This window comes from Arthrobacter sp. NEB 688, assembly GCF_013201035.1.
Classification (GTDB): domain Bacteria; phylum Actinomycetota; class Actinomycetes; order Actinomycetales; family Dermatophilaceae; genus Phycicoccus.
Genome location: NZ_CP053707.1, coordinates 322,564 through 343,539, shown reverse-complemented (window position 1 = coordinate 343,539; position 20,976 = coordinate 322,564). Strand labels below are relative to the sequence as shown.

19 protein-coding genes are annotated in these 20,976 nt (G+C 70.0%); 16 read left to right on the top strand and 3 right to left on the bottom strand.

Features of this window, described 5'->3' with window-relative positions; genetic code table 11:
* Positions 1-89: 89 nt before the first annotated feature.
* The 3 genes from HL663_RS01665 (at position 90) to HL663_RS01655 (ending at position 3,283) form a co-directional block, all read left to right on the top strand.
* Entirely contained in the window at positions 90-1,163 is a 1,074-nt protein-coding gene (locus HL663_RS01665; protein WP_173026762.1) for a TerC family protein, read from the top strand.
* A gap of 123 nt (positions 1,164-1,286) precedes the next feature.
* Positions 1,287-2,120: a D-hexose-6-phosphate mutarotase gene (locus HL663_RS01660; RefSeq protein ID WP_173026761.1), complete on the top strand. Its 834-nt coding sequence runs from the start codon at positions 1,287-1,289 to the stop codon at positions 2,118-2,120.
* Complete coding sequence (locus tag HL663_RS01655; protein WP_173026760.1) at positions 2,117-3,283, top strand: AGE family epimerase/isomerase; 1,167 nt, start codon at positions 2,117-2,119, stop codon at positions 3,281-3,283. Before HL663_RS01660 ends, HL663_RS01655 begins: the two co-directional genes overlap by 4 nt.
* Positions 3,284-3,462: 179 nt before the next feature.
* Here HL663_RS01655 and HL663_RS01650 read toward each other — a convergent pair whose 3' ends face one another.
* Together HL663_RS01650 and HL663_RS01645 are read right to left on the bottom strand one after the other, a co-directional pair.
* Positions 3,463-4,305, bottom strand: a complete 843-nt coding sequence (locus tag HL663_RS01650; protein ID WP_173026759.1) for a transglutaminase-like domain-containing protein — start codon at positions 4,303-4,305, stop codon at positions 3,463-3,465.
* A complete protein-coding gene (locus HL663_RS01645) occupies positions 4,296-4,874 on the bottom strand; it encodes a TMEM165/GDT1 family protein (protein WP_173026758.1) in 579 nt (192 codons plus the stop codon). Before HL663_RS01645 ends, HL663_RS01650 begins: the two co-directional genes overlap by 10 nt.
* A gap of 301 nt (positions 4,875-5,175) precedes the next feature.
* Between HL663_RS01645 and HL663_RS01640 the strand changes: the two genes are divergently transcribed.
* The 6 genes from HL663_RS01640 (at position 5,176) to HL663_RS01615 (ending at position 9,893) form a co-directional block, all read left to right on the top strand.
* Positions 5,176-5,349 (top strand): hypothetical protein, encoded by a 174-nt coding sequence (locus HL663_RS01640; RefSeq protein ID WP_286175856.1) that lies wholly within the window; start codon positions 5,176-5,178, stop codon positions 5,347-5,349.
* Positions 5,350-5,479: 130 nt separating this feature from the next.
* Positions 5,480-6,511, top strand: coding sequence for an NADP-dependent oxidoreductase (locus HL663_RS01635; protein ID WP_173026756.1), 1,032 nt, complete (start codon positions 5,480-5,482; stop codon positions 6,509-6,511).
* 178 nt (positions 6,512-6,689) lie between these two features.
* Complete coding sequence (locus tag HL663_RS01630; RefSeq protein WP_173026755.1) at positions 6,690-7,100, top strand: TOBE domain-containing protein; 411 nt, start codon at positions 6,690-6,692, stop codon at positions 7,098-7,100.
* A gap of 41 nt (positions 7,101-7,141) precedes the next feature.
* On the top strand, positions 7,142-7,936 hold the full coding sequence (gene modA, locus HL663_RS01625; protein WP_286175855.1) for a molybdate ABC transporter substrate-binding protein: 795 nt from the start codon (positions 7,142-7,144) through the stop codon (positions 7,934-7,936).
* 56 nt (positions 7,937-7,992) lie between these two features.
* Positions 7,993-8,829: an ABC transporter permease gene (locus HL663_RS01620; RefSeq protein ID WP_502709046.1), complete on the top strand. Its 837-nt coding sequence runs from the start codon at positions 7,993-7,995 to the stop codon at positions 8,827-8,829.
* Positions 8,826-9,893: an ABC transporter ATP-binding protein gene (locus HL663_RS01615; protein ID WP_286175854.1), complete on the top strand. Its 1,068-nt coding sequence runs from the start codon at positions 8,826-8,828 to the stop codon at positions 9,891-9,893. Before HL663_RS01620 ends, HL663_RS01615 begins: the two co-directional genes overlap by 4 nt.
* Positions 9,894-9,936: 43 nt before the next feature.
* Here the strand turns inward: HL663_RS01615 and HL663_RS01610 are convergent, their stop codons facing one another.
* Complete coding sequence (locus tag HL663_RS01610) at positions 9,937-10,980, bottom strand: LacI family DNA-binding transcriptional regulator (protein WP_173026754.1); 1,044 nt, start codon at positions 10,978-10,980, stop codon at positions 9,937-9,939.
* Positions 10,981-11,193: 213 nt separating this feature from the next.
* Between HL663_RS01610 and HL663_RS01605 the strand changes: the two genes are divergently transcribed.
* The 7 genes from HL663_RS01605 to HL663_RS19495 all read left to right on the top strand — a co-directional run bounded on the left by HL663_RS01605 (position 11,194) and on the right by HL663_RS19495 (position 20,927).
* Positions 11,194-12,558 carry an ABC transporter substrate-binding protein gene (locus tag HL663_RS01605; protein WP_173026753.1) on the top strand — a complete coding sequence of 455 codons (1,365 nt, stop codon included), beginning with the start codon at positions 11,194-11,196 and terminating at the stop codon, positions 12,556-12,558.
* On the top strand, positions 12,555-13,523 hold the full coding sequence (locus HL663_RS01600) for a carbohydrate ABC transporter permease (RefSeq protein WP_173026752.1): 969 nt from the start codon (positions 12,555-12,557) through the stop codon (positions 13,521-13,523). The genes HL663_RS01605 and HL663_RS01600 overlap by 4 nt, the downstream gene beginning before the upstream one ends.
* 5 nt (positions 13,524-13,528) lie before the next feature.
* Complete coding sequence (locus HL663_RS01595; RefSeq protein ID WP_173026751.1) at positions 13,529-14,353, top strand: carbohydrate ABC transporter permease; 825 nt, start codon at positions 13,529-13,531, stop codon at positions 14,351-14,353.
* 100 nt (positions 14,354-14,453) lie between these two features.
* The gene (locus HL663_RS01590; protein ID WP_173026750.1) at positions 14,454-16,097 is read left to right on the top strand and encodes a glycoside hydrolase family 13 protein; all 1,644 of its coding nucleotides are present in this window, start codon (positions 14,454-14,456) and stop codon (positions 16,095-16,097) included.
* A 545-nt stretch (positions 16,098-16,642) separates the two neighbouring features.
* Positions 16,643-17,797 carry a DNA cytosine methyltransferase gene (locus HL663_RS01585; RefSeq protein WP_173026749.1) on the top strand — a complete coding sequence of 385 codons (1,155 nt, stop codon included), beginning with the start codon at positions 16,643-16,645 and terminating at the stop codon, positions 17,795-17,797.
* Entirely contained in the window at positions 17,794-19,161 is a 1,368-nt protein-coding gene (locus HL663_RS01580; protein ID WP_173026748.1) for a hypothetical protein, read from the top strand. The genes HL663_RS01585 and HL663_RS01580 overlap by 4 nt, the downstream gene beginning before the upstream one ends.
* 617 nt (positions 19,162-19,778) lie before the next feature.
* Positions 19,779-20,927 (top strand): AAA family ATPase, encoded by a 1,149-nt coding sequence (locus tag HL663_RS19495; RefSeq protein WP_173026747.1) that lies wholly within the window; start codon positions 19,779-19,781, stop codon positions 20,925-20,927.
* The last annotated feature ends 49 nt before the right edge of the window (positions 20,928-20,976 follow it).

Sequence of the window (20,976 nt, the reverse complement as noted above, 5' to 3'; positions counted from 1 at the left end):
ACGAGCACCCCATGGTGCTCCCGGGACGGCGCCACACCCCGGTGTGGTGAAGGAGACCTCGGGACAACGATTCTGCCCCGAGGAGCGTCATGCCATCCCTCCACACCCTCGTCGCAGCGGCCGAGCCCGCCGCTGCCACCGAGCAGTCCGTCGGCACCCCCCTGCTGTGGGGCGTCACCATCGCCGCCGTGCTCGGCCTCTTCGCCCTCGACTTCGTGCTGACGCGCAAGCCGCACGAGGTGTCGATGAAGGAGGCCGTCGGCTGGTCGAGCTTCTACATCGCCCTGCCCCTGGCCTTCGGTGTCTTCATCTGGTCGCAGTACGGCGGTGACCGCGGCATCGAGTACTACACCGGCTACCTCGTCGAGAAGTCGCTGTCGGTCGACAACCTCTTCGTCTTCATGCTCCTGCTGGCCGCCTTCGCCGTGCCGGACGAGCTCAAGCAGCGCGTGCTGCTCATCGGCGTCGCCGGCGCCCTCATCCTGCGCGGCATCTTCATCGCCGTCGGCGCCCAGATGATCTCGATGTTCTCCTGGACCTTCCTGCTCTTCGGCGCCATCCTCCTGCTCACCGCGGTCAAGGTGCTCAAGGACGCGATGTCCGACGAGGAGGCCGCCGTCGACATCGGCTCGCTGCGCAGCGTCAAGGTCCTGCGCCGCTTCTTCCCCGTCGTCGAGGACTACCGCGGCCCGCACCTCACGGTCAAGGAGAAGGGCAAGCGCGCCCTCACCCCCCTCGGCCTCGTCGCCGTCGCCATCCTCGGCACCGACATCGTCTTCGCCGTCGACTCCGTGCCCGCCGTCTTCGGCATCACCGGCGACGCCTACCTCGTCTTCGCGACCAACGCCTTCGCGCTGCTCGGCCTGCGCGCCCTCTACTTCGTCCTCGAGGGCCTGCTCGGTGCGCTGCGCCACCTCGGCTTCGGCCTCGCGGCGATCCTCGCCTTCATCGGCGTCAAGCTCGTCCTGCACTGGGCGCACGGCGTCTGGCCGGCCACCCCGGAGGTCCCGACCCTTGCCTCGCTCGCCGTCATCGTCGGCATCCTGGCGCTCGTCACGACGACGAGCATCATCGCCAACAAGCGCGACGAGGCCCGCGGGGTCGGCGGGGACGACGACCCGGACTCCACCCGCCGCCCGGAGCTGGAGCCCGAGCGCTCCTGACCCGGCGCCAGCACCACTACGACCAGCACCACCACACCGGACGGCCCGGCGGGACACCTCCCGCCGGGCCGTCCCGTGGGCGCAAAGTGCGGTCGCCCGCCGCGGCTCACTACCGTGGGGGCCGTGACCGACGACGCCCCCTCCTCGCACCCGGTCTCGGGTGCGGGCTGCACCGGCGAGGTGCTCGACGAGGGAGCGCTGGTCCTGCGCTGGCACCCTCGCGGCGCCGAGCCCGTGCTCTTCTCGCACCCGACCCTGCCGGTGCGCTCCGGCACCCCGCCGCACGCCGGCATCCCCGTGTGCTGGCCGTGGTTCGGCCCCGGCCGCGCGCAGGACAAGGCGCCGTCGCACGGCTGGGTCCGCTGGGCCCGCTGGCGCCTCCTCGAGCAGAGCGCGGACGCCGACGGCGGCACCGTCCGGATGGGGCTGACGTCGAAGGACTCCGGCAGCCTCCAGTGGCCGCACGCCTACCGGCTCGAGCTCGTCGCCCGGATGGGCCGTGAGCTCGAGGTGTCGCTGTCGACGACCAACCCCGGGCGTGAGCCCTTCGTCGTCGAGGAGGCGCTGCACGCCTACCTCGCCGTCGGCGACGTGCGCCGGGTGAGCGTCGGGGGCCTCGACGGGGTGCGCTTCCACGACAAGGTGGCCGGGGTCGACCGCGTGCAGGAGGGCGACCTCGTCCTCGACGGCGAGACCGACCGCGTCTACCGCTCGGACGCCCCCGTCACCGTCACCGACCCGGTGCTCGGGCGGCGCCTGCGCATCGAGACGACGGGCGCCGCCGACCGCGTCGTCTGGAACCCCGGCCCCGACAAGGGCCCCGGCATCCCCGACATCGGGGACGAGTGGCCGCACTTCGTGTGCGTCGAGGCCGCCAACGTCCTCGCCGACGTCGTGACCGTCGGCCCCGGTGAGACCCGCACGATGACCTACCGCCTGTCCGTGGAGGACCTGTGACCAGCTGGCTCGACGACCCGACCCACCGCGAGTGGCTCGGCCGAGGACTGTCGGACGTCCTCGGCTTCGCCCTGCGCTCGATCCGGCCCGAGGGCGGCTTCCACCACCTCGACGCCGACGGCACACCGCTGCCCGACCACCCCCCGATGCTCTTCCTCACCGCCCGGATGGCCTACTCCGCGTCCGCCGGGGTGCGGCACGGCGTCCCCGGCTCCGGCGAGCTGCTCGACCACGCGCTGGCCTCGCTCACCGGGCTGCACGCCGACCGCGAGCACGGTGGCTGGCTGACCCAGCCCGGCACGGTGACGCGCAAGGCGACCTACGACCACGTCCACGTCGGGCTCGCCGCCTCCGCGGCGCTCGGGGTCGGGCACCCGGCCGCGCAGGCCCTGCTCGACCAGGTGGTCGAGGTCGTCGACGCCCACCTCTGGGACGAGGGCTCGCGCTCGCTCCTGGAGTCCTTCGCCCCCGACTGGAGCGACTCCGAGGACTACCGCGGGGCCAACGCCAACATGCACGGGCTCGAGGCCTTCCTCGCGATGGGCCACGCGACCGGTGACGCGGTCTGGCACGAGCGCGGCCTCGACATCGCCGACCGGCTGATCAACCGGGCGGCGCGCGAGAACGACTGGCTGCTGCCGGAGCACTTCTCGGCGGACTGGGAGGTCCTGCCCGAGTACAACCGGGACGAGCCGAACCACCCGTTCCGCCCGTACGGCGCGACCTTCGGTCACTCCCTGGAGTGGGCGCGCTTCCTCCTCCAGCTCGACGCCTCGCCGCTCGTCGCGTCACCCGCCTGGCTCGTCGAGTCGGCCGACGCGCTGGCGCGCCGGGCCCTCGACGGCGGCTGGGCCCTCGACGGCCGCCCGGGCCTGGTCTACACCGTCGACTGGGAGGGCGCTCCCGTCGCCGACGTGCGCCTGCACTGGCCGGTCTGCGAGGGCATCCAGCTCTCGGCGTCGATGGTCCGGCTCACCGGCGACCCGCACTGGGAGGGCTGGTACCGCCGGCTCTGGGACCACGCCGCGCGCTACTGGGTCGACGAGCGCGGCACCTGGCGCAACGAGCTCGACGACGCGATGCACGAGGCGGGCACCATCTGGCCCGGGCGCCCCGACGTCTACCACTGCGGTGGGGCGCTCTCCGGCCCCCTCGAGGCCTGACCCCACCCACCCCGCGCCTCCACATGTCGGGGTCCCGACGCCGGCCGGTCGTGATGTCGGTGGCGTCGCCGGGTCGATGGGTTGTGGCGTCGGTGACGGTGCGCCCGGTGGCGTGGGAACCGGGGTGATGACCCCCACTCCTGCGCCACGAGCGGCACCACGGCGCCGGCGGGCGGACGTCAGCCGAGGAGGACGACCACGTCGGGGTCCTCGACCGGCAGGTCCGGGTCGGCCGTCGCGGTGACCTCCATCGAGAACGGCCCGGTCTCGGCGCCGAGCGTCGTCATGAGGGCGACGTCGGCCGCGTCGCGCCCGGTGCCGGTGCGCACCATCGACGCGCGGGGCGCGAGCCGGGTCGCGTCGAGCAGGCGCCACTCGTCGCCGACGGCCGCCTCGACGACCGCGTGGGCGTCCATCGGGTCCAGGCCGGGGGCGTAGACCGAGACGTAGCGGGCCGGCACCTCGAGCGCGCGCAGCAGCGTGACCGTGAGGTGCGCGTAGTCGCGGCAGACGCCCTGCCCGGTGTGCAGCGGGACGAGGGCGTCGTCGCCGGGGCCGGTCGACCCGGGGGTGTAGGCCGTCCGGGCGTGGACCCACGCGGCGACCCGGCGGGCGAGGTCCCAGGGGTCGTCGGTGCCCGCGAACTGGGCTGCCGCCCATCCCTGCACGCGGTCGCTCGGGCAGTAGCGGCTGGGGAGCACGTAGGTGAACCGGTCGGCGTCGGTGACCGGGGCGGGTGCGGGGGAGTCCCGTCGCACGGTCGCCCGGTAGCGCACGGACAGCTCGCCGAGCGGGGCGTCGACCAGGTGCAGCCGGGTGTGGTGGTGCATCCCGACCTCGCGGACGTCGAGCGCGTGGCCGTCGGCGCCGGTCACCACGAGCGACTCGTCGCGCTCGAGGTGACCCGCGGCGGTGAGACAGAACGCGACCTCGCCGGCGGTGACGACCTCGGTGCGCAGGTCGAGCGCCACCGAGGTGCTCGGGCCGGCGGTCGCCCCGCCGGGGACCGGGGTCAGAGCCATCCGGCGCCCTGGGCGATGAGCAGGAGGCCGAAGACGAGGAAGGCCCCGGCCGCGCCGTACTTGATGACCTTCTCGGGGAGCTTGCGGCCGAGGACGGCGCCGACGCCGATGGCCAGCGCGTCGGCGGCGACCATCCCGACCGTGCTGCCGACCCACGTGCCGAACCAGCCCTCCTGGGTGGCGAGCGTGATGGTGGCGAGCATCGTCTTGTCGCCGAGCTCGGCGAGGAAGAAGGCGACACCGACGGCGAGGAGCGCCGCACCGGTGCTGCGGCGGGCCTTGTCGGCCTCGTCCTCGGTCAGCTCGTCACCGCGCAGGGTCCACGCGGCGAAGACGAGGAAGGCGACACCGGCGACGACGGAGATCGTCCCCTGGTACTGCTCGAAGGCGGTCCCGACGGCGGCGCCGATGCCGACGGAGACGAGGTGGACGATCGCGGTGGCGGCGGTGATGCCGATGAGGACGTCGCGGACGCGGTAGCGCGTCGCGAAGGTCATCGCCATGAGCTGGCTCTTGTCGCCGAGCTCGGCGACGAAGATGACGGCGGTGCTGAGCAGGAACGCGTACATGTGGTGGGGGCTCTTCCTCGTGCCGGACGAGGAGTGCCGCGGGACGGACCTCTCGGCCGGCACGCGTGATCGACGGGCGTGCTTCTGGCCGAAAGTCTCGTCCGCCACCACAGGTGGCCCGCCGTACCGGACCCGGGGGTCAGTGTGTCGACACGGCGATTGGGGACTACTCCCTTTCGTCGCCCACGGTAGCCGCCCGCGGGGTGGCGAGGGAAATCGCGGGCGGCCCGCATCCCGTAGGTTGGACGTGTCGTCGCCAGGACGCGGGCCGCCCGCCCGCGCACGAGGAGAGGTGGTCGCCGTGGCGGGCTCCGAAGGACTGTCGCTGGGCTACCGCATCGGGTGGCGGGTGCGCTACCTCCTGACCAGCGTGTTCGGCCCGGCGCAGCTCGGCACCGAGGACGACCCGCAGAACCGGCTGCGGCGCGAGCGGGCCCGGCGCGTCGAGGAGGCCCGTCGCTCCCGCGAGGGCTGACGGACTCCGTCGTGGGCGCCCGCCCGTCGGGTGACGGTGCGGCGGGTGAACGAGGTCACGGCATAGACCGCGGCCCCGTCGGCGTTGGACATCCTCGGTCCACGTCCCCGACACCCCTGGAGGTCCACCCATGACCGACACCACCCCGACCCCCGGCTCCACCACCGCCCCGCGCGAGTGGCGCCTGGCGTCCCGCCCGACCGGCTGGCCGACGCCCGAGAACTTCGAGCTCGCCGAGAGCGACGTCCCCGAGCTGGCCGACGGCCAGCTCCGCGTGCGCAACGTCGTCCTCTCCGTGGACCCGTACATGCGCGGCCGGATGAGCGCCGCCAAGTCCTACGCCGCCCCCTACGCGGTCGGCGAGGCGATGAACGGCGGCGCGGTCGGCGTCGTCGAGGAGTCGCGCGCCGACGGCTTCTCCGTCGGTGACCACGTGCTGCACGGCCTGGGCTGGCGCGAGGTCGCCGTCCTGGACGCCAAGGACGCCCGCGTCGTCGACGCCTCTGCCGCACCGGCATCCGCCTACCTCGGTGTCCTCGGGATGACCGGGCTCACCGCCTACGCCGGCCTCAAGCGCGTCGCCGCGCTCAAGGAGGGCGACGTCGTCTTCGTGTCCGGCGCCGCGGGTGCCGTCGGTGGCGCCGTCGGCCAGATCGCCAAGGCGATGGGCGCCTCGCGCGTCATCGGCTCGGCCGGCTCGCCCGAGAAGGTCCGCCACCTGACCGAGGACCTCGGCTTCGACGCCGCGTTCTCCTACCGCGACGGCAAGGTCTCCGACCACCTGCGCGAGCTCGCGCCGGAGGGCGTCGACGTCTACTTCGACAACGTGGGCGGCGAGCACCTCGAGGCGGCCATCGGCTCGCTCAACCTCGGCGGGCGCATCGCGGTCTGCGGGATGATCTCGGCCTACAACGACACCGAGCCGGCCCCGGGCCCGCGCAACCTCGTGCGGCTCATCCAGACCCGCGGCCGCATCGAGGGCTTCCTCGTCGGTGACCACTACGACCTCGCCGGCGAGTACTTCTCGACCGCGGCCGGGTGGCTCGCCGACGGCACGCTGTCGCAGCGCGAGACCTCGGTCGACGGCTTCGAGCACGCGGTCGACGCCTTCCTCGGCGTCCTGCGCGGCGACAACACCGGGAAGATGGTCGTGACGCTCTGACGTCCGCCTGACCCCCACGACCGGCCGCGGGCCGGGGCGCCCACCGGGTGCTCCGCCCGCGGCCGTCGTCGTCCCCGAGGGTGCCGCACGGCGCACCCGCGTGGGCGTCACCACCGCCGATGGGGCAGTTCCGTCGCGAACCGTGGATTTGTGCCGCACCTGCGGTTAGGGTCACGTCATGCACCTCTTCCGGATGCGCGAGGCCGCCGACCTCCTGGGCATCAGCGACGACACGATGCGCCGCTGGGCCGACGCCGGCCGGCTCGAGACGACGACGGACGCCGCCGGGCGCCGGGCCGTCGAGGGGCCTGTGCTCGCGCGCTTCGCCGAGGAGCTGGCAGCCGAGGGGGCCCACGCCGCCGTCGGCGAGGTCGCGGCCGCCTCCGTGCGCAACCGGTTCACCGGCCTCGTGACGCGCGTCCTCAAGGACGGCGTCATGGCGCAGGTCGAGATCCAGTCCGGGCCGCACCGGTTCGTGTCGCTCCTCAGCCGCGAGGCCGCCGACGAGCTGGGCCTCGAGCCCGGCGTCCTCGCCGTCGCCGCGATGAAGGCCACGAACGTGTCCGTCGAGATCCCGAGCAGCCGGTGAGCGCGCCGATGACCGCCGCCCGTCGTCCCCGAGGAGCCACCGTGCGCCGCACCGTCACCACCACCGTCGCCGTCCTCCTCGGGCTCGGGCTCGCCGGGTGCGGGTCCTCGAGCCCCTCCGCGTCGACGACCGCCTCCGCGGGGGCCTCCGCGGGCAGCACCGTGTCGGGCGACATCACGGTGCTCGCCGCGGCGTCGCTCACCGAGTCGTTCACGACGCTCGGGAAGCAGTTCGAGGCCGCGCACCCCGGGGTCAAGGTCACCCTGAGCTTCGGCGCCAGCTCCGCCCTCGCGACCCAGATCACCTCCGGCGCACCGGCGGACGTCTTCGCCTCGGCCAGCGCCAAGAACATGGACGCGGTCGTCTCGGCCGGCGACGCCACGAGCCCGATGACGTTCGCGAACAACGTCATGGAGATCGCGGTGCCGCCTTCGAACCCCGGCCGGGTGACCGGCGTCGAGTCGCTCGCCGGCTCCGGGGTGAAGACCGCGCTCTGCCAGGAGCAGGTCCCGTGCGGGGCGACCGCCGCGAAGGTGTTCACCAACGCCGGGGTCACGGTGACGCCGGTGACCCTCGAGCCCGACGTCAAGTCGGTGCTCAGCAAGGTGACCCTCGGCGAGGTCGACGCCGGGCTCGTCTACGTCACCGACGTCCGCGCGGCGGGCGACAAGGTGACGGGCATCGAGATCCCGGCCGACGTCAACGCCTCGACGAGCTACCCGATCGCGACCCTGAGCAAGGCGCCGAACGCCGCGACGGCGCAGGCCTTCGTCGACTACGTCCTCTCGGCCGAGGGGTCGACGGTGCTGACGGCGGCCGGCTTCCAGAAGCCGTGAGCCCTGGGGCTCCGGGCGGGGCGGTGCGCGAGAAGGGTCCCGCCGCTGCGGGGTCGGTGACCCTGAGCGCCCGTGAGCGCGCCCGCCGCGCCGCGACCGGTGGCGCATCCCGCAGGCCGCCGGCGCCCCTGCTCGTGCCGGCGCTGGTGGGCGTCGCGTTCCTCGTCGTCCCGCTGCTGGGGCTGCTCGTGCGCGCGCCGTGGTCGGACGCGTGGAGCATCCTGCGGCAGTCGCAGGCGGCCGAGGCGCTCCGGCTGTCGCTGTGGACCTCGAGCCTGGCGACCGTCATCGCGCTCGTCCTCGGGGTGCCGCTCGCGTGGCTGCTCGCGCGCAGCAGCTTCCCCGGGCTGCGCGTCGTGCGGGCGCTCGTCACGCTGCCGCTCGTGCTGCCGCCGGTGGTCGGCGGTGTCGCGCTCCTGCTCGCGTTCGGGCGCAACGGGTTCATCGGGCGGTGGCTGGACGCGTGGTTCGGGGTCACCATCCCGTTCAGCCCGGCGGCGGTCGTCATGGCCGAGACGTTCGTCGCGATGCCCTTCCTCGTCGTCACCGTCGAGGGCGCGCTGCGGGCGGCGAACCGGGGCTACGAGGACGCCGCGGCCACGCTCGGCGCGGGCCGCCTGACCGTCTTCCGGCGCGTGACGCTGCCGATGGTCGCGCCCTCGCTCGCCGCCGGGGCGGTGCTCTGCTGGGCGCGGGCGCTCGGCGAGTTCGGCGCGACCATCACCTTCGCGGGCAGCTTCCCCGGGCGCACCCAGACGATGCCGATCGCGGTGTACTACGCGCTCGAGACCGACCCGGACGCCGCCATCCTCCTCAGCCTCGTGCTGCTGCTGGTCTCGGTCGCCATCCTCGTCGCGCTGCGCGACCGCTGGCTGCGCGGGGGGAGCGTGTGAGCGCGGCGGGGCTCGACGCGTCGGTCGAGGTGCGCCGCGGCGACTTCGTGCTCGAGGCCGCCGTGCGCGCCGCCCCGGGCGAGGTGCTCGCCGTGCTCGGGCCCAACGGGTCGGGCAAGTCGACCCTGCTGGGCGCCGTCGCGGGGCTGGTGCCGCTCGCCGGGGGCAGCATCCGCCTCGACGGCGTGGTGCTCGACGACGCCACGTCCGGGGCGTTCGTCGAGGCCGCGCACCGTCCGGTCGGCTTCGTCTTCCAGGACTACCGCCTCTTCCCGCACCTCTCGGTGCTCGACAACGTGGCGTTCTCGCCGCAGGTGCGCGGACGCTCGCGCGCCGAGGCGCGGACGGTGGCCACGGAGTGGCTCGAGCGCCTCGGGCTCGCCGACCTCGCGCGTCGGCGACCCCACCGGTTGTCGGGCGGGCAGGCGCAGCGCGTGGCGCTGGGGCGCGCGCTGGCCGGCTCGCCCGACCTCCTCCTCCTCGACGAGCCGCTGTCCGCGCTCGACGCGCGCACGCGGCTCGAGGTGCAGGGGGAGCTGAAGAAGCACCTCGCGGCGTTCGGCGGCCCGAGCCTGCTCGTGACGCACGACCCGCTCGAGGCGCTCGTGCTCGCCGACCGGCTCGTCGTCCTCGAGGACGGGCGGGTCGTCCAGGAGGGCAGCCCGGCCGAGGTCGCCCGCCGACCCTCGACCGAGTACGTGGCCCGGCTCGTCGGGCTCAACCTCTACCCCGGGACCGCCGAGCCGGACGGGGTACGGCTGGAGGGCGGCGGACGCTTCGTCGTGCCCGACCACGGCGAGCGGGGCGAGGTGCTCGTCGCGCTGCGTCCTTCCGCCGTCACGGTCAGCGCCCAGCCGCCGGGGCCCTCCAGCGCCCGCAACACGTGGGCGGCGACCATCTCGGGCCTCACGCTGCTCACCGACCGCGTGCGGCTCGACCTCGTCGGCGAGCCGTCCTGCCTCGTCGACATCACACCGGCGGCCGTGGCCGAGCTCGGGCTGTCCGCCGGGCAGCGGGTCTGGTTGTCCGCCAAGGCCGTCGACCTCGAGGTCTACTCGCGCTGACCCGTGGGGCCAGGCGCCGGGCCGGTCCGTCCCGGTCGCGGCATCAGGTGCTCCGGGTGAGGACCTCCGCCGGACGGCCGGTGGAGGACCGCACGACGAGCTCGGTCGGGGCGATGACCGACTCCTCGGCGAGCGACCGGCCACCGAGGAGGTCGACGACCATCTCGCCGGCGACGGCGCCCTGGGCCGCGGGGTCCTGACGCACGGTCGTGAGGTCGGTCAGCTCGCCGAGGGGATGGCCGTCGATGCCGATGACCGACACGTCGACGCCGGGGCGCAGTCCGCTGCGCCGCAGGGTCCGGACCGCGCCGAGGGCGACCTCGTCCGAGTGCGCGAAGACGGCGGTCGGCGGGTCGGGCAGGCTGAGCAGGCGACCCATGAGGGCGGCGCCGTTCTCGCCGCTCCACGAGGCGGCGAGGACGAGCTCGGGGTCGACGGGGAGGTCGCGCTCGCGCAGCGCCTCGACGTACGCCGGTGAGCGGGTGGGCGGCAGCGTCGGCTGCTCGGGGTCGTACGCCTCGAGCATCCCGATGCGGCGGTGCCCGAGGAACAGGAGGTGGTCGACGGCCTGGCGTGCGGCGGTGTGGTCGTCGATGTGCACCGACGGGTAGGTCGCGCTCTGGCCGCCGGCGGCGACGATGTGCACGCCCATCGTCGCGAGCTGCGCCTGCTCGGCGGCGTCGACCTGGAAGCCCACGACGACGACGGCGTCGACCTTGCGCCGGGCCGGGAGCCGGGTGAAGAAGTCGCGCCGCTCGGCGGTGTCGGCGACGTGGTAGAGCAGGACGTCGAGGTCGGCGGCGTGCAGCACGCGGACCAGCCCCTCGACGACCTCGCCGAAGAACCAGCGCGAGAGGTGGGGGACGACGACGGCGACGCGGCCCCGGGTGCCCTTGGCCAGGCGCGAGGCCTCGGGGGAGACGACGTAGTTGAGCTCCTCGGCGACCCGCAGGACCCGGTCGCGGGTGGCGGGGGCGACGTCCTTGGCGTTGCTCAGGGCGCGCGAGGCGGTGCCGACCCCGACGCCGGCGAGGCGGGCGATCTCGACGATCGTCACCTTGGCGCGGGCGTCGACCTTGCGGGGCATGGCGGGAGCGTAACCGACTGCCGGATGGAAGCGCTTCGGTCCAGACCTGCCCCGGCCGCACGATCGCGAGAGGCGAACGCAAACGGACTCTTGACAGGAAGCAGGATCGCGCGCCATCCTCGGACCGGAAACGCTTCCAGTCCGACCGGGAGCGGTCGGTCCACCCCCGGCGAGTCGGCTCGCCGGATCCTCCAACGGCGCAGGAGAAAGCCCATGCCCTCGGCATCCCAGTCCCCCCGCAGCACCACCCGTCGTGCCTTCGTGGCCGCCGTCGGCGCCCTCGGCGTCGGCGCCCTGGCCGCCTGCTCGGCCCCCGGCGGCTCCGCCGGCGTCTCGTCCGCCGAGGCGGTCCCGTCGGCGGTGAGCACCACGCTCGGCAGCCAGGCGGTGACCCTCGAGCTCTACGACGGCCAGGGCCTCAAGCCCCTCGACGACGCGCTCATCGCGGCCTTCACCAAGAAGCACCCCACCGTGACGATCACGCCGACGTACGACCCCGACAACGTCACCACGCAGAACCAGCCGCGCCAGCTCGCGTCCCCGACGCCCCCGGACCTCGTCCGCGTCATCTCGGTGACGGCCGGCACGAAGAACAACCTCCTGACCAACCTCGACAAGTACGCCGAGGCCTACGGGTGGGACGCCCTCCCCGCGTCCCAGCTCGCGCAGTTCCGGGCCGAGAACGGCGTCGCCGGCTCGGGGTCGCTCTACGCCAAGGCCTCCGGCTTCACGATGACCGGCCTCTACTACAACAAGGCGCTCGCGACGAAGGTCGGCATGTCGACCCCGCCCACCACCCTCGCCGAGCTGACCGGCTACATGGACAAGGCCAAGGCGCAGGGGCTCACGCCGATGGTCGTGCACAACAAGGAGGGCGGCGGGGTGTTCCCGTTCCAGCTCCTCCTCAACACGCTCATGGGTCCGGAGAAGGTGTCGCAGTGGGTGTTCAACGCCCCGGACGCGACGATCGACGACCCGGCGGGTCTCGAGGCGGCCACCACGGTGATGCAGTGGCAGAAGGCCGGCTACTTCCCCGAGTCGGTCAACGCCGTGGACGCGACGGCGGCCGACGCGCTCTTCGCGAGCAACAAGGGCCTGTTCTTCCCGTGGGGCAACTGGGACGCCGGCAACCTCGACACGACGATGCCGAACCAGGTCGGGTTCTTCCCCTTCCCGGCGGCGAAGGACGGCGCCTCCCCGGCGGCGATGTCCGACGCGGCCACGGCGTTCGGCATCCCCGCGAAGTCCGCGCACAAGGACGCCGCCGCGGCCTTCCTGAACTTCCTCTCCAGCGACGAGGCCCGCCAGATCGCGGTCGACGCCGGCTTCATGCCCTCCGGCACGAGCGAGCAGCAGGCGCCGACCATCAAGGACGGCTCGGTGCTCGCCGACGTGACCACGGCCTTCGCCACGGTCTCCGAGGCGGGCGGTCAGGTCCCGTTCGTGCAGAACGCGACCGCCGGCATCAACAACCGTGCCTGGAACCCCGAGAGCCAGCTGCTCTACGGCGGCCGTGAGACGCCGGAGCAGTTCGTCAAGAACGTCCAGGCCAAGTACGAGGAAGAGCTCGGGCGATGAGCACCGTCGACGGTCTGGCCGGTCCGGCCGCCGTCGCCGAGGCCGAGCTGCAGGCCGAGCGGCGCGCTCCGCGCCGACGGCGGGCGGGCGGCGCCGGGTCCCGGCGCCGCGCCCGCTGGGCCGGCTGGTGGTTCGCCCTCCCGGCGCTCGTCATGTACGTCGTCTTCGAGCTGTACCCGATCGTCACCGCGGTCCAGTACTCGTTCTACGACTGGGACGGCATCAACCTCTCGACGCCGGTCGGGCTGGACAACTACGTGCGGGTCTTCACCGAGCCGCAGCTGCTGTCCTCGATCGTCCACGCGTTCATCCTCGTCATCTTCTTCTCGGTCGTCCCGGTGCTGCTCGCGCTGGTCATCGCCTCGATCGTCCGGGAGATCCGCTCGGCCGTCGCCGGCGGCCTGGCCCGCACCCTGCTCTTCCTGCCGCAGATCATCCCCGGCGCCGCGGCCGCCATCGCCTGGACGTGGATGTACGCCCCGGACGGCGCCGTCAACCAGGGCCTGCGGGCGTTCGGCCTCGACGCGCTGGCCCGGCCGTGGCTCGGCGACTTCACCTGGGCGCTGCCCGCGGTCGGCATCATCGGCACGTGGCTCGCCACCGGGCTGTGCACCCTGCTCCTCATGTCGGGCATCGGCAAGATCGACACCAGCCTCTACGAGGCGGCCCAGCTCGACGGGGCGAACCGGATGCAGCAGTTCCGCAACGTCACCCTGCCGGGGCTGCGCCAGGAGATCGGGGTCTGCGTGACCATCACGATCATCGCGGCGCTCGCGAGCTTCGACGTCGTCTACATGTCGACGCAGGGCGGCCCGGGCTACTCCACGCAGGTGCCCGGCGTGCAGGTCTACCAGCTGGCGTTCACGGAGAACCGGATCGGCCAGTCCTCCGCGGTGGCGGTCGTGCTCAGCCTCATCGTGCTGGCCGTCATCCTCCCGCTCCAGCGACTCTTCAGGGAGAGGTGAGCCCGATGCTGACCCGTCTCAAGGACTCCACGCCCAAGACCCTCCTGCTCGGGGGTGCGGCCCTCTTCTCGGTCTTCCCGCTCCTGTCGATGCTCTCCGCCGCGCTGCAGCCCCAGGGCTCCTCGCCGGCCGGGTTCTCGATCCCGACGGACCCGCAGTGGCACAACTTCGTCGACGCCTGGGACGTCGCGAACATCACGACGCTCATGAGGTCGAGCATCATCCTCGTCGTCGGGGTCGTGCCCGTCGCGGTGCTCATCGCGTCGATGGCGGCCTACGCCATCGCCCAGCTGCGCATCCCCCTCGGGAAGGTCTTCTTCCTGCTGCTGCTCCTCGGGCTGACGCTGCCCTACGAGATCGTCGTCGTGCCGCTGTACTACGAGATGCAGGGCCTCGGGCTGCTCAACACCCGGCTCGGGCTGATCCTGCCGCTCATCGGGCTGAACATGCCCTTCGCGGTGTTCTGGATGCGCACGCACTTCATGTCGGTGCCGGCCGAGCTGTCGGAGTCGTCCGCGATCGACGGAGCCGGTCCGTGGCAGGCGTTCCGGCGCATCCAGCTCCCGCTCGCGGTGCCGGCGATCGCCTCGCTGGCGGTGCTCATGTTCCTCAGCACCTGGAACCAGTTCCTCCTGGCGATCGTGCTCATCGACGACCCGAACAAGCGGACGATGGCCGGGGCGCTGCAGGGGTTCGTCGGGGCGCACTCGACCGACGTCGTCCTGCTCAACGCCGGGGCGCTGCTCATCATGGCGCCGACGATCCTCGTGTTCCTCGCCTTCCAGCGCTACTTCATCCAGGCGATGCTCGCCGGCGCCGTCAAGGGCTGAGGGCTCCGCGAAGCTCCGGGCAGCCCGTCCCGTCTGGGTCGGGAACGGGCTGCCCGGTCCACACTTGTCGACACGACCACCCCGAAGGAGGCGACCGCGGATGCCCGTGGACGCAGCACCTCACGACCCGACGACGCGGGACTGGTGGCGCGACGCCGTCGTCTACCAGGTCTACCCGCGCAGCTTCTCCGACTCCGACGGGGACGGGATCGGTGACCTCCCCGGCGTCCGCAGCCGTCTGCCCTACGTCGCCGAGCTCGGCGTGGACGCGGTGTGGCTCAGCCCGTTCTACCCCTCGCCGCTGGCCGACGGCGGCTACGACATCACCGACCACCGGGACGTCGACCCGCGGCTGGGCACGCTGGCGGACTTCGACGCGCTCGTGACCGACGCGCACGCGCACGGCATCCGCGTCATCGTCGACGTCGTCCCGAACCACACCTCCGACCAGCACCCGTGGTTCCGCGCGGCGCTCGAGGCGGGCCCCGGTGCGCCGGAACGCGACCGGTACATCTTCCGGCGCGGGTCCGGCCCGGACGGCTCGCTGCCCCCGACGGACTGGCGCTCGCACTTCGGGGGCCCGGCGTGGGAGCGCACGCAGGACGGCGAGTGGTACTGCCACCTCTTCGCGCGGGAGCAGCCCGACCTCGACTGGAGCCACCCCGAGGTGCGGCAGTACTTCCTCGACACGCTGCGCTTCTGGGCCGACCGGGGCGTCGACGGCTTCCGCATCGACGTCGCGCACTCCCTGGCCAAGGACCTCACCGAGCCGCTGCGCAGCCAGCCCCACCTGGACTCCCGGCTGCCGCTCGACGGCACCGACCCGCTGTACGACCGCGAGGAGGTGCACGAGATCTACCGCTCGTGGCGGCGCGTCTTCGACGAGTACGACCCGCCGCGGATGGCCGTCGCCGAGACCTGGCACCCGACGAGCAGCCGCACCTACCTCTACGCGCGCAACGACGAGCTCGGGCAGGTCTTCGACTTCTCGCTGCTCAAGTCCGAGTGGGACGCCGACCAGTTCCGCGACGTCATCACCCGCTCCCTCGCCGAGCACGGCGCCGTCGGCGGGGGGATGACGTGGGTGCTCTCCAGCCACGACGTGCCGCGCCACGCGAGCCGGCTCGCCCTCCCCGCCGGCACCGACGTCGACGCCTGGCTCTCGACCGACGGGCTGGCCCCCGCCGTGGACCCCGCGGGCGCCGCCCGGCGGGCCCGCGCGGCGACGCTGACGATGCTCGCCCTGCCCGGGTCGGCCTACCTCTACCAGGGGGAGGAGCTCGGGCTGCTCGAGGTCGCCGACCTCCCGCGCGACCGGCTGCAGGACCCCGTCCACGAGCGCACCGGGCGGGTGCTCAAGGGGCGTGACGGGTGCCGCGTGCCGCTGCCGTGGACCGCGTCCGGACCGTCGTTCGGCTTCGGCCCGGACGGTGCGTGGCTGCCCCAGCCCGCGTCCTTCGCCGACGTCGCCGTCGACGTCCAGGCCGGCCGCCCGGACAGCAGCCTCGAGCTCTACCGCGCGGCGCTGCACCTGCGGCGCAAGCTGGCCCACGACGAGTCCTTCGCGTGGGTGCCGACCGACGACCCGCTGGTCCTGCACTTCCGGCGATCGGGCGGCTGGTCCTGCCTGCTCAACTTCTCGGCGCACGAGGTGGCCGTGCCCGGTCGCATCCTCCTGAGCAGCAACCCCTCTCAGGGGGAGGGGCTGGCTCCGGAGACGGCCGTCTGGGTCGAGGCGGCCTGAGCGGGGCGGTGCGGATCGGCGGCGCCGGGCGGGCGGTCCGGCGCCGCCGGCCCGTGCCCGGCCGGTGTCGGCCGGCGTGCGGTGGGCCCCGTGGGATTCGAACCCACAACCTACGGAGTTCTCGGGTCCCCAGCACCGTGGTCTGCGACCCGGCGGTGCTCTGCTGTGGCGACCGCGGGCGGTCGTGGTTGTTGGCGACTAGTGGCTTAGCGATGTGTCCTCATATGTAACCCCAAGTCCAAGGTTGACGTGGCGAAGGGAGCTATGCGAGTCGGGAGACGCCGACGAGACCAACACGTCCGCACCGCTAGCCCAGTCGAGGGAGGCTCCGAGTCGACGACGGCGCCCTCACGGTGGCACGGAAAGTGGCAGTCCCTTCGGTCCAGTCGGTTCGGCCCATCCCACGCCGACCTCTTCAGAGGCTGGCCTGGGGCTGAGCCCGCTCCCGGACGGCGGGGTGCGCCGCACTGTCGTGACACTCACCTACTGTGTACCTCATGCCTAGCTCAGCCCTCCATCAGGTTTCCGGAGTAGGGCGCACCTTCGTGGAGTACTTCGCCGGCGTAGGTTTGATTCACGAAGCGCTCCGCCCCTTGGGATGGACTTGTCAGCTGGCGAACGACAATGATCCTAAAAAGGTCCGCGCCTATGAGGCGAACTATCCGAACGTGCCAGTGAGTGCGCTAGACATTCGCGATCTCTCCGCGAGCGATATTCCGCCCGCGACTCTTGCGACGGCTTCGTTCCCATGCATCGACCTCAGCCAGGCGGGCGGTCGCGTCGGCATCCACGGCACCCATAGCGGAGTCGTCTGGGCCTACCTCGATCGAATCAGAGAGGCCAAGAAGGTTGATCGTCAACCACGCTTTTTGTTCCTAGAGAATGTGGCTGGCCTCTTGACCCTGCAGGGCGGAAAGAGCATTGATATACTGCTGCACGCGATTGCGGAACTTGGCTACTCAATTGACGTCGTTCAGGTGGACGCCCGTCACTTTTTGCCCCAGGCGCGTAATCGCGTGTTTATCATTGCTGGCCTCGGATTGCCTCTCTCGCTGGGAGAGATGCCAACTTCGCATATCCGGCGGTATAAGGTGCGTGAAGTATTCGATCGAAACAGGGATTTGCCGTGGCACTTCTTCGACTTTCCGCGGTTACCCTCGGCAACGTACGAACTCAAAGACCTGCTTGAAGATATTCCTGTGTCGGACCCCCGCTGGTGGAACGCGGAAAGGATGTCCTATTTCTGGGAGCATCTCGAGCACCATCACCGCCCTCAGCTTGAAGAGATGGCCCGCAGGCGCATTCCCGTACGACTGACCGCTGTGCGGCGCGGCCGCCGACGGGGACTGCGCGAGCAGATCTTCAACCTTCGATTCGACGGTCTGGCCAGTTGCCTGCGTACACCGAAGGGAGGGTCGTCAATTCAGTTCGTCGTGGAAGTTCGATCCGACGGCTCGGTTGGCGTTCGCCGGATCACTGGCCTGGAGAGCGCACGTCTGCAAGGAGTCGGGCTACCGGACGCAGCGGATGACTTTGCGATTCCGCAGGTCGAAAGCGACGCGCTGTGGGCATTTGGTGACGCCGTTTGTGTCCCCGCCGTGCGCTGGGTCTTCCAGCACTCAATTGAGGCAGTCATGAGTGGAGTTGCTGCAGAGGGCCAGACGCAGCTGGTTTTTGACCTCGCGAGGGAAGCGTCGTGATTGAATTTCCCGAGTATCGAGACAGCTCGGCCGCGCCAAAGATTTCAGACCTTGAAAGGCTGATGGATCGCTCCTTGACCAACTCGCAGTACGTGGATGGGGCGAACGCAGCTCGCTTGCTAGGCACATTTATCCGGTCATTTCGTAGCGTCATTGGTAGCGCCGAGGAGTCGGCCACTCGAGCCAATTTAGTTGAGGCGCACGACGAGGCGAAACTCTTCGGGTTGATGCTATCCGCGGGATTCGACCTAATTTGTAATGCAGAATATGTCCACGGGCGATTGGTCAACAATAAGTGGATCTACTGCCACCGAGGGGGTGAGCCGGCTGTCGCCTATTACTCTTTCCTGAAACAGTGTCCTCGGTGCTGCCTTGACCGAGGCTTGGAGGGGCGGCTGAGTGGCGCACAGCACAAGCCGACGAGCCATCACATCGGTGAGATAACCACCGTCGCGATCGCCCTTCTTCTCCAGTTGGTGGCTGCCGCTAACGAGAATCCGTTCGAAATCGCCACGATCACAAAACAGTCGCATGACGTTGATGCCATTGGCTTCCGTGACGATCTTTTGGTCCTTTTCGAGATTAAAGCTTCCCCAATGGTCTCCTTTCCTCTGGTGACTGAACTGGAAGAACCAATGCTGCAGGAGGGCCCCGACGGCCCAGTAGAGTACCGGCAACACTCATTGGTGGATTTAACGCTGCAAGGCCGAGAATTCGCTGTAGCTATCCCGCACGCAGAGACGGCAATCCCTCTCGGTGAACGAGAGGGGGAGTCTTGGCCCTATGAACCGCTGATCGACTACTTCTCAGTACCCGCCAATGCCGCTAGTTATCTGCAGGCGTGGATCGAGCTGTACGCGGCTTACAGAACCCCCAAGACGCAAAGAGCGGGCCGGACTGCTGCGCTCGCGTATCTCGTGAACGGCTGGGGTGACGAGATCGACTCCAATAAGACTAAGCCTGGGCTTGGGCGGACTGATGACGTAAAAAAAGGCACTTATCAGTTGTTGAAGTTCGGTTCCTACTATAGGGACGACGCCGCAAGTGTGCCTGTAAGGGGTGCTCTGGTCGCCAACCTTGATCCGCTCTTTCTGCGCCCTGGTTACATCGATGGACTGTCTGACGTGCGCTGGGGCCACGGGCGCGATTTCACGCTTGAGGAGGGTGAATACAGGATCGCGGAAGGATCGCTGCGGCATCTGTACGATGCGATACTTGCGTTCAACGACCCGCTGTTAAACGACCCGCTCCTTCAAGAGATATTCGATCTTGGTGCCGTGGAGAGGAAACTGGCCAATGGCGACCTGGAAGCACTCTTGGACAAATGGATTGCGCGACCCGAGATAGTGCTTGACCCTAGTTGAGAGAATCTCCCGGCCAGTCGTAATCGCGAATTCACGAAGACTATAACGAGCGAGACGTCCGAGTACTCGTAGAACTGTTTTAAGAATACGTACGCGTATCTGGCTGGCTACACGAATGCTTGAGGTTGACTCTTGCGCGGCCGCCCATTGTCGGTCCGGTTAAAGGCACGCCGACGCAGTTTAAGTCGGAGGGCCGACCGAGGACGGCGCGCCAGCGCCGCCCGCAGGCGCCGCCGAGCGAAGCGAGGCCTTGATCTAGTAGAGGCACACTCAGCAGTCGCCGAGTTGAACGGTGCGCCGCTGTCCAAGTCGATTGACAACTTCAGCCGCAGCGTTCTGGGATGGCCGGCGCAGCGATCAGGCGGACCGTGACGGCATCGCGCATCCCAAATGCTGGGTGGTCCTCGAGCCCGGATCAGTGCCCCCCGAACTCAGCATCTTCTGCTGGGCAAGCTGTTTAGCTTGTGGCCTCCGACGCCTCGCTGCGCGCAGGTGGGTGGCGGTCACACAACGCGGAGGATCTGCTGCCCAGGCCGCGCTAGAGTCACCGCAGCTGCACCCTCCGTAACCTCCACTCGGGTATAAGTCTCCGCCCGGCTATCAGATTGGTAACGCGCATGACCCGCATCGAGTCAGTCGAGGTCCAAGGGCTAGCAGGACGGGAAGGTGCAGTCGCTTTCGACTTGCACCCCGACTTGAACGTCTTCTGGGGCTTGAATGGAAGTGGCAAGACATCACTTCTTCGTATTCTGGATAGCGCGCTGCGTAACGACGCGGCGGGACTGACGAACGTCGCGTTTGAAAGAGCAGTCGTTCGGTTTCATAGCCATCACAGGGAGCAGTCGTTCGTTCGGACTCTTACCAAGCCTGCTGCTGCTATGGCCGGGGAATTGGATCTATGGGGAGAAGAGCAGGAAGTTCAAAGCCGCAGAGTCAGGACTGCTCAGGTCGCACGAGAATTGCGATGGATGACTAAACCTGCAAATGTTGAGTACGCGTCGCGGTCTTTCGCTCACGCTTACCTGCCAATTACTAGGCTGAGCCCGAGCTCCCGTCCGCTAGAAAGGGTCTCCGGCAGGCGTGAAGCTATGGACGAGTCTGCCTTCGATGACGCATTTGCCGAAGCCATCAAAGTTCTCTGGATCCGAGTAAGCAACCAGTCTCTTGAAGCTCAGGCTTTGGCGCAACGCCGCGGGTTGGCGCGCGTGATGGAGCTCAGTTTTGCGGGCACAAGGCACGAGCGCGGACTCCAGCTCGACGCCGAAGATGCTTACGCCATTGTCAGAGACTTCCTGCGTGGCCAAGGCGTGTCTGGACGGATCAACAAGAGCAGCTTTATCAAGCGCTACGTGTCGGAGCCGACGCAACGTGAGATTGTCGCTAGCATCTTGGATCTGAACCTCGAAGTCGACGAGGCGGAGCGTCCAATGATTGCCCTGCAGGACCTCCTGAACGACCTGTTTTCAGGATCCAAAAGGGCGGTGGTTAGAGCGCACACCATTGGCTTCGATGTCGAAGGAAGACATCTGGACCTTCGCACGCTCTCCTCTGGTGAGCGTCAACTTCTTCTCCTCCTTCTTGAGGCGCTCGGCGCAGAGTTCAACCCGCTTATTGTCGACGAGCCCGAACTGTCGATGCACCTCGACTGGCAATCAAGGCTCGTTGCGTCGATAAAGACTGTAAATCCAGATTGCCAACTGGTCCTGGCCACCCATTCGCCAGAAATCCTAGCCACTGTCCCTGAGTCGAAAATCTTCGAGTTGTGAGCGGCTCCATGCCGTCTTCGGGTGGTCGACCGAAGAGAACGCCCGCATC

What these genes read in the sequence shown, in the direction of transcription:
- HL663_RS01650 (WP_173026759.1), bottom strand. Translation starts at nt 4,305, where the DNA reads ATGGCTCTGACCCCGGTCCCCGGCGGGGCGACCGCCGGCCCGAGCACC.
- HL663_RS01645 (WP_173026758.1), bottom strand. Translation starts at nt 4,874, where the DNA reads ATGTACGCGTTCCTGCTCAGCACCGCCGTCATCTTCGTCGCCGAGCTC.
- HL663_RS01610 (WP_173026754.1), bottom strand. Translation starts at nt 10,980, where the DNA reads ATGCCCCGCAAGGTCGACGCCCGCGCCAAGGTGACGATCGTCGAGATC.
- HL663_RS19495 (WP_173026747.1), top strand. Translation starts at nt 19,779, where the DNA reads ATGACCCGCATCGAGTCAGTCGAGGTCCAAGGGCTAGCAGGACGGGAA.
- HL663_RS01665 (WP_173026762.1), top strand. Translation starts at nt 90, where the DNA reads ATGCCATCCCTCCACACCCTCGTCGCAGCGGCCGAGCCCGCCGCTGCC.
- HL663_RS01590 (WP_173026750.1), top strand. Translation starts at nt 14,454, where the DNA reads ATGCCCGTGGACGCAGCACCTCACGACCCGACGACGCGGGACTGGTGG.
- HL663_RS01595 (WP_173026751.1), top strand. Translation starts at nt 13,529, where the DNA reads ATGCTGACCCGTCTCAAGGACTCCACGCCCAAGACCCTCCTGCTCGGG.
- HL663_RS01635 (WP_173026756.1), top strand. Translation starts at nt 5,480, where the DNA reads ATGACCGACACCACCCCGACCCCCGGCTCCACCACCGCCCCGCGCGAG.
- HL663_RS01630 (WP_173026755.1), top strand. Translation starts at nt 6,690, where the DNA reads ATGCACCTCTTCCGGATGCGCGAGGCCGCCGACCTCCTGGGCATCAGC.
- HL663_RS01605 (WP_173026753.1), top strand. Translation starts at nt 11,194, where the DNA reads ATGCCCTCGGCATCCCAGTCCCCCCGCAGCACCACCCGTCGTGCCTTC.
- HL663_RS01600 (WP_173026752.1), top strand. Translation starts at nt 12,555, where the DNA reads ATGAGCACCGTCGACGGTCTGGCCGGTCCGGCCGCCGTCGCCGAGGCC.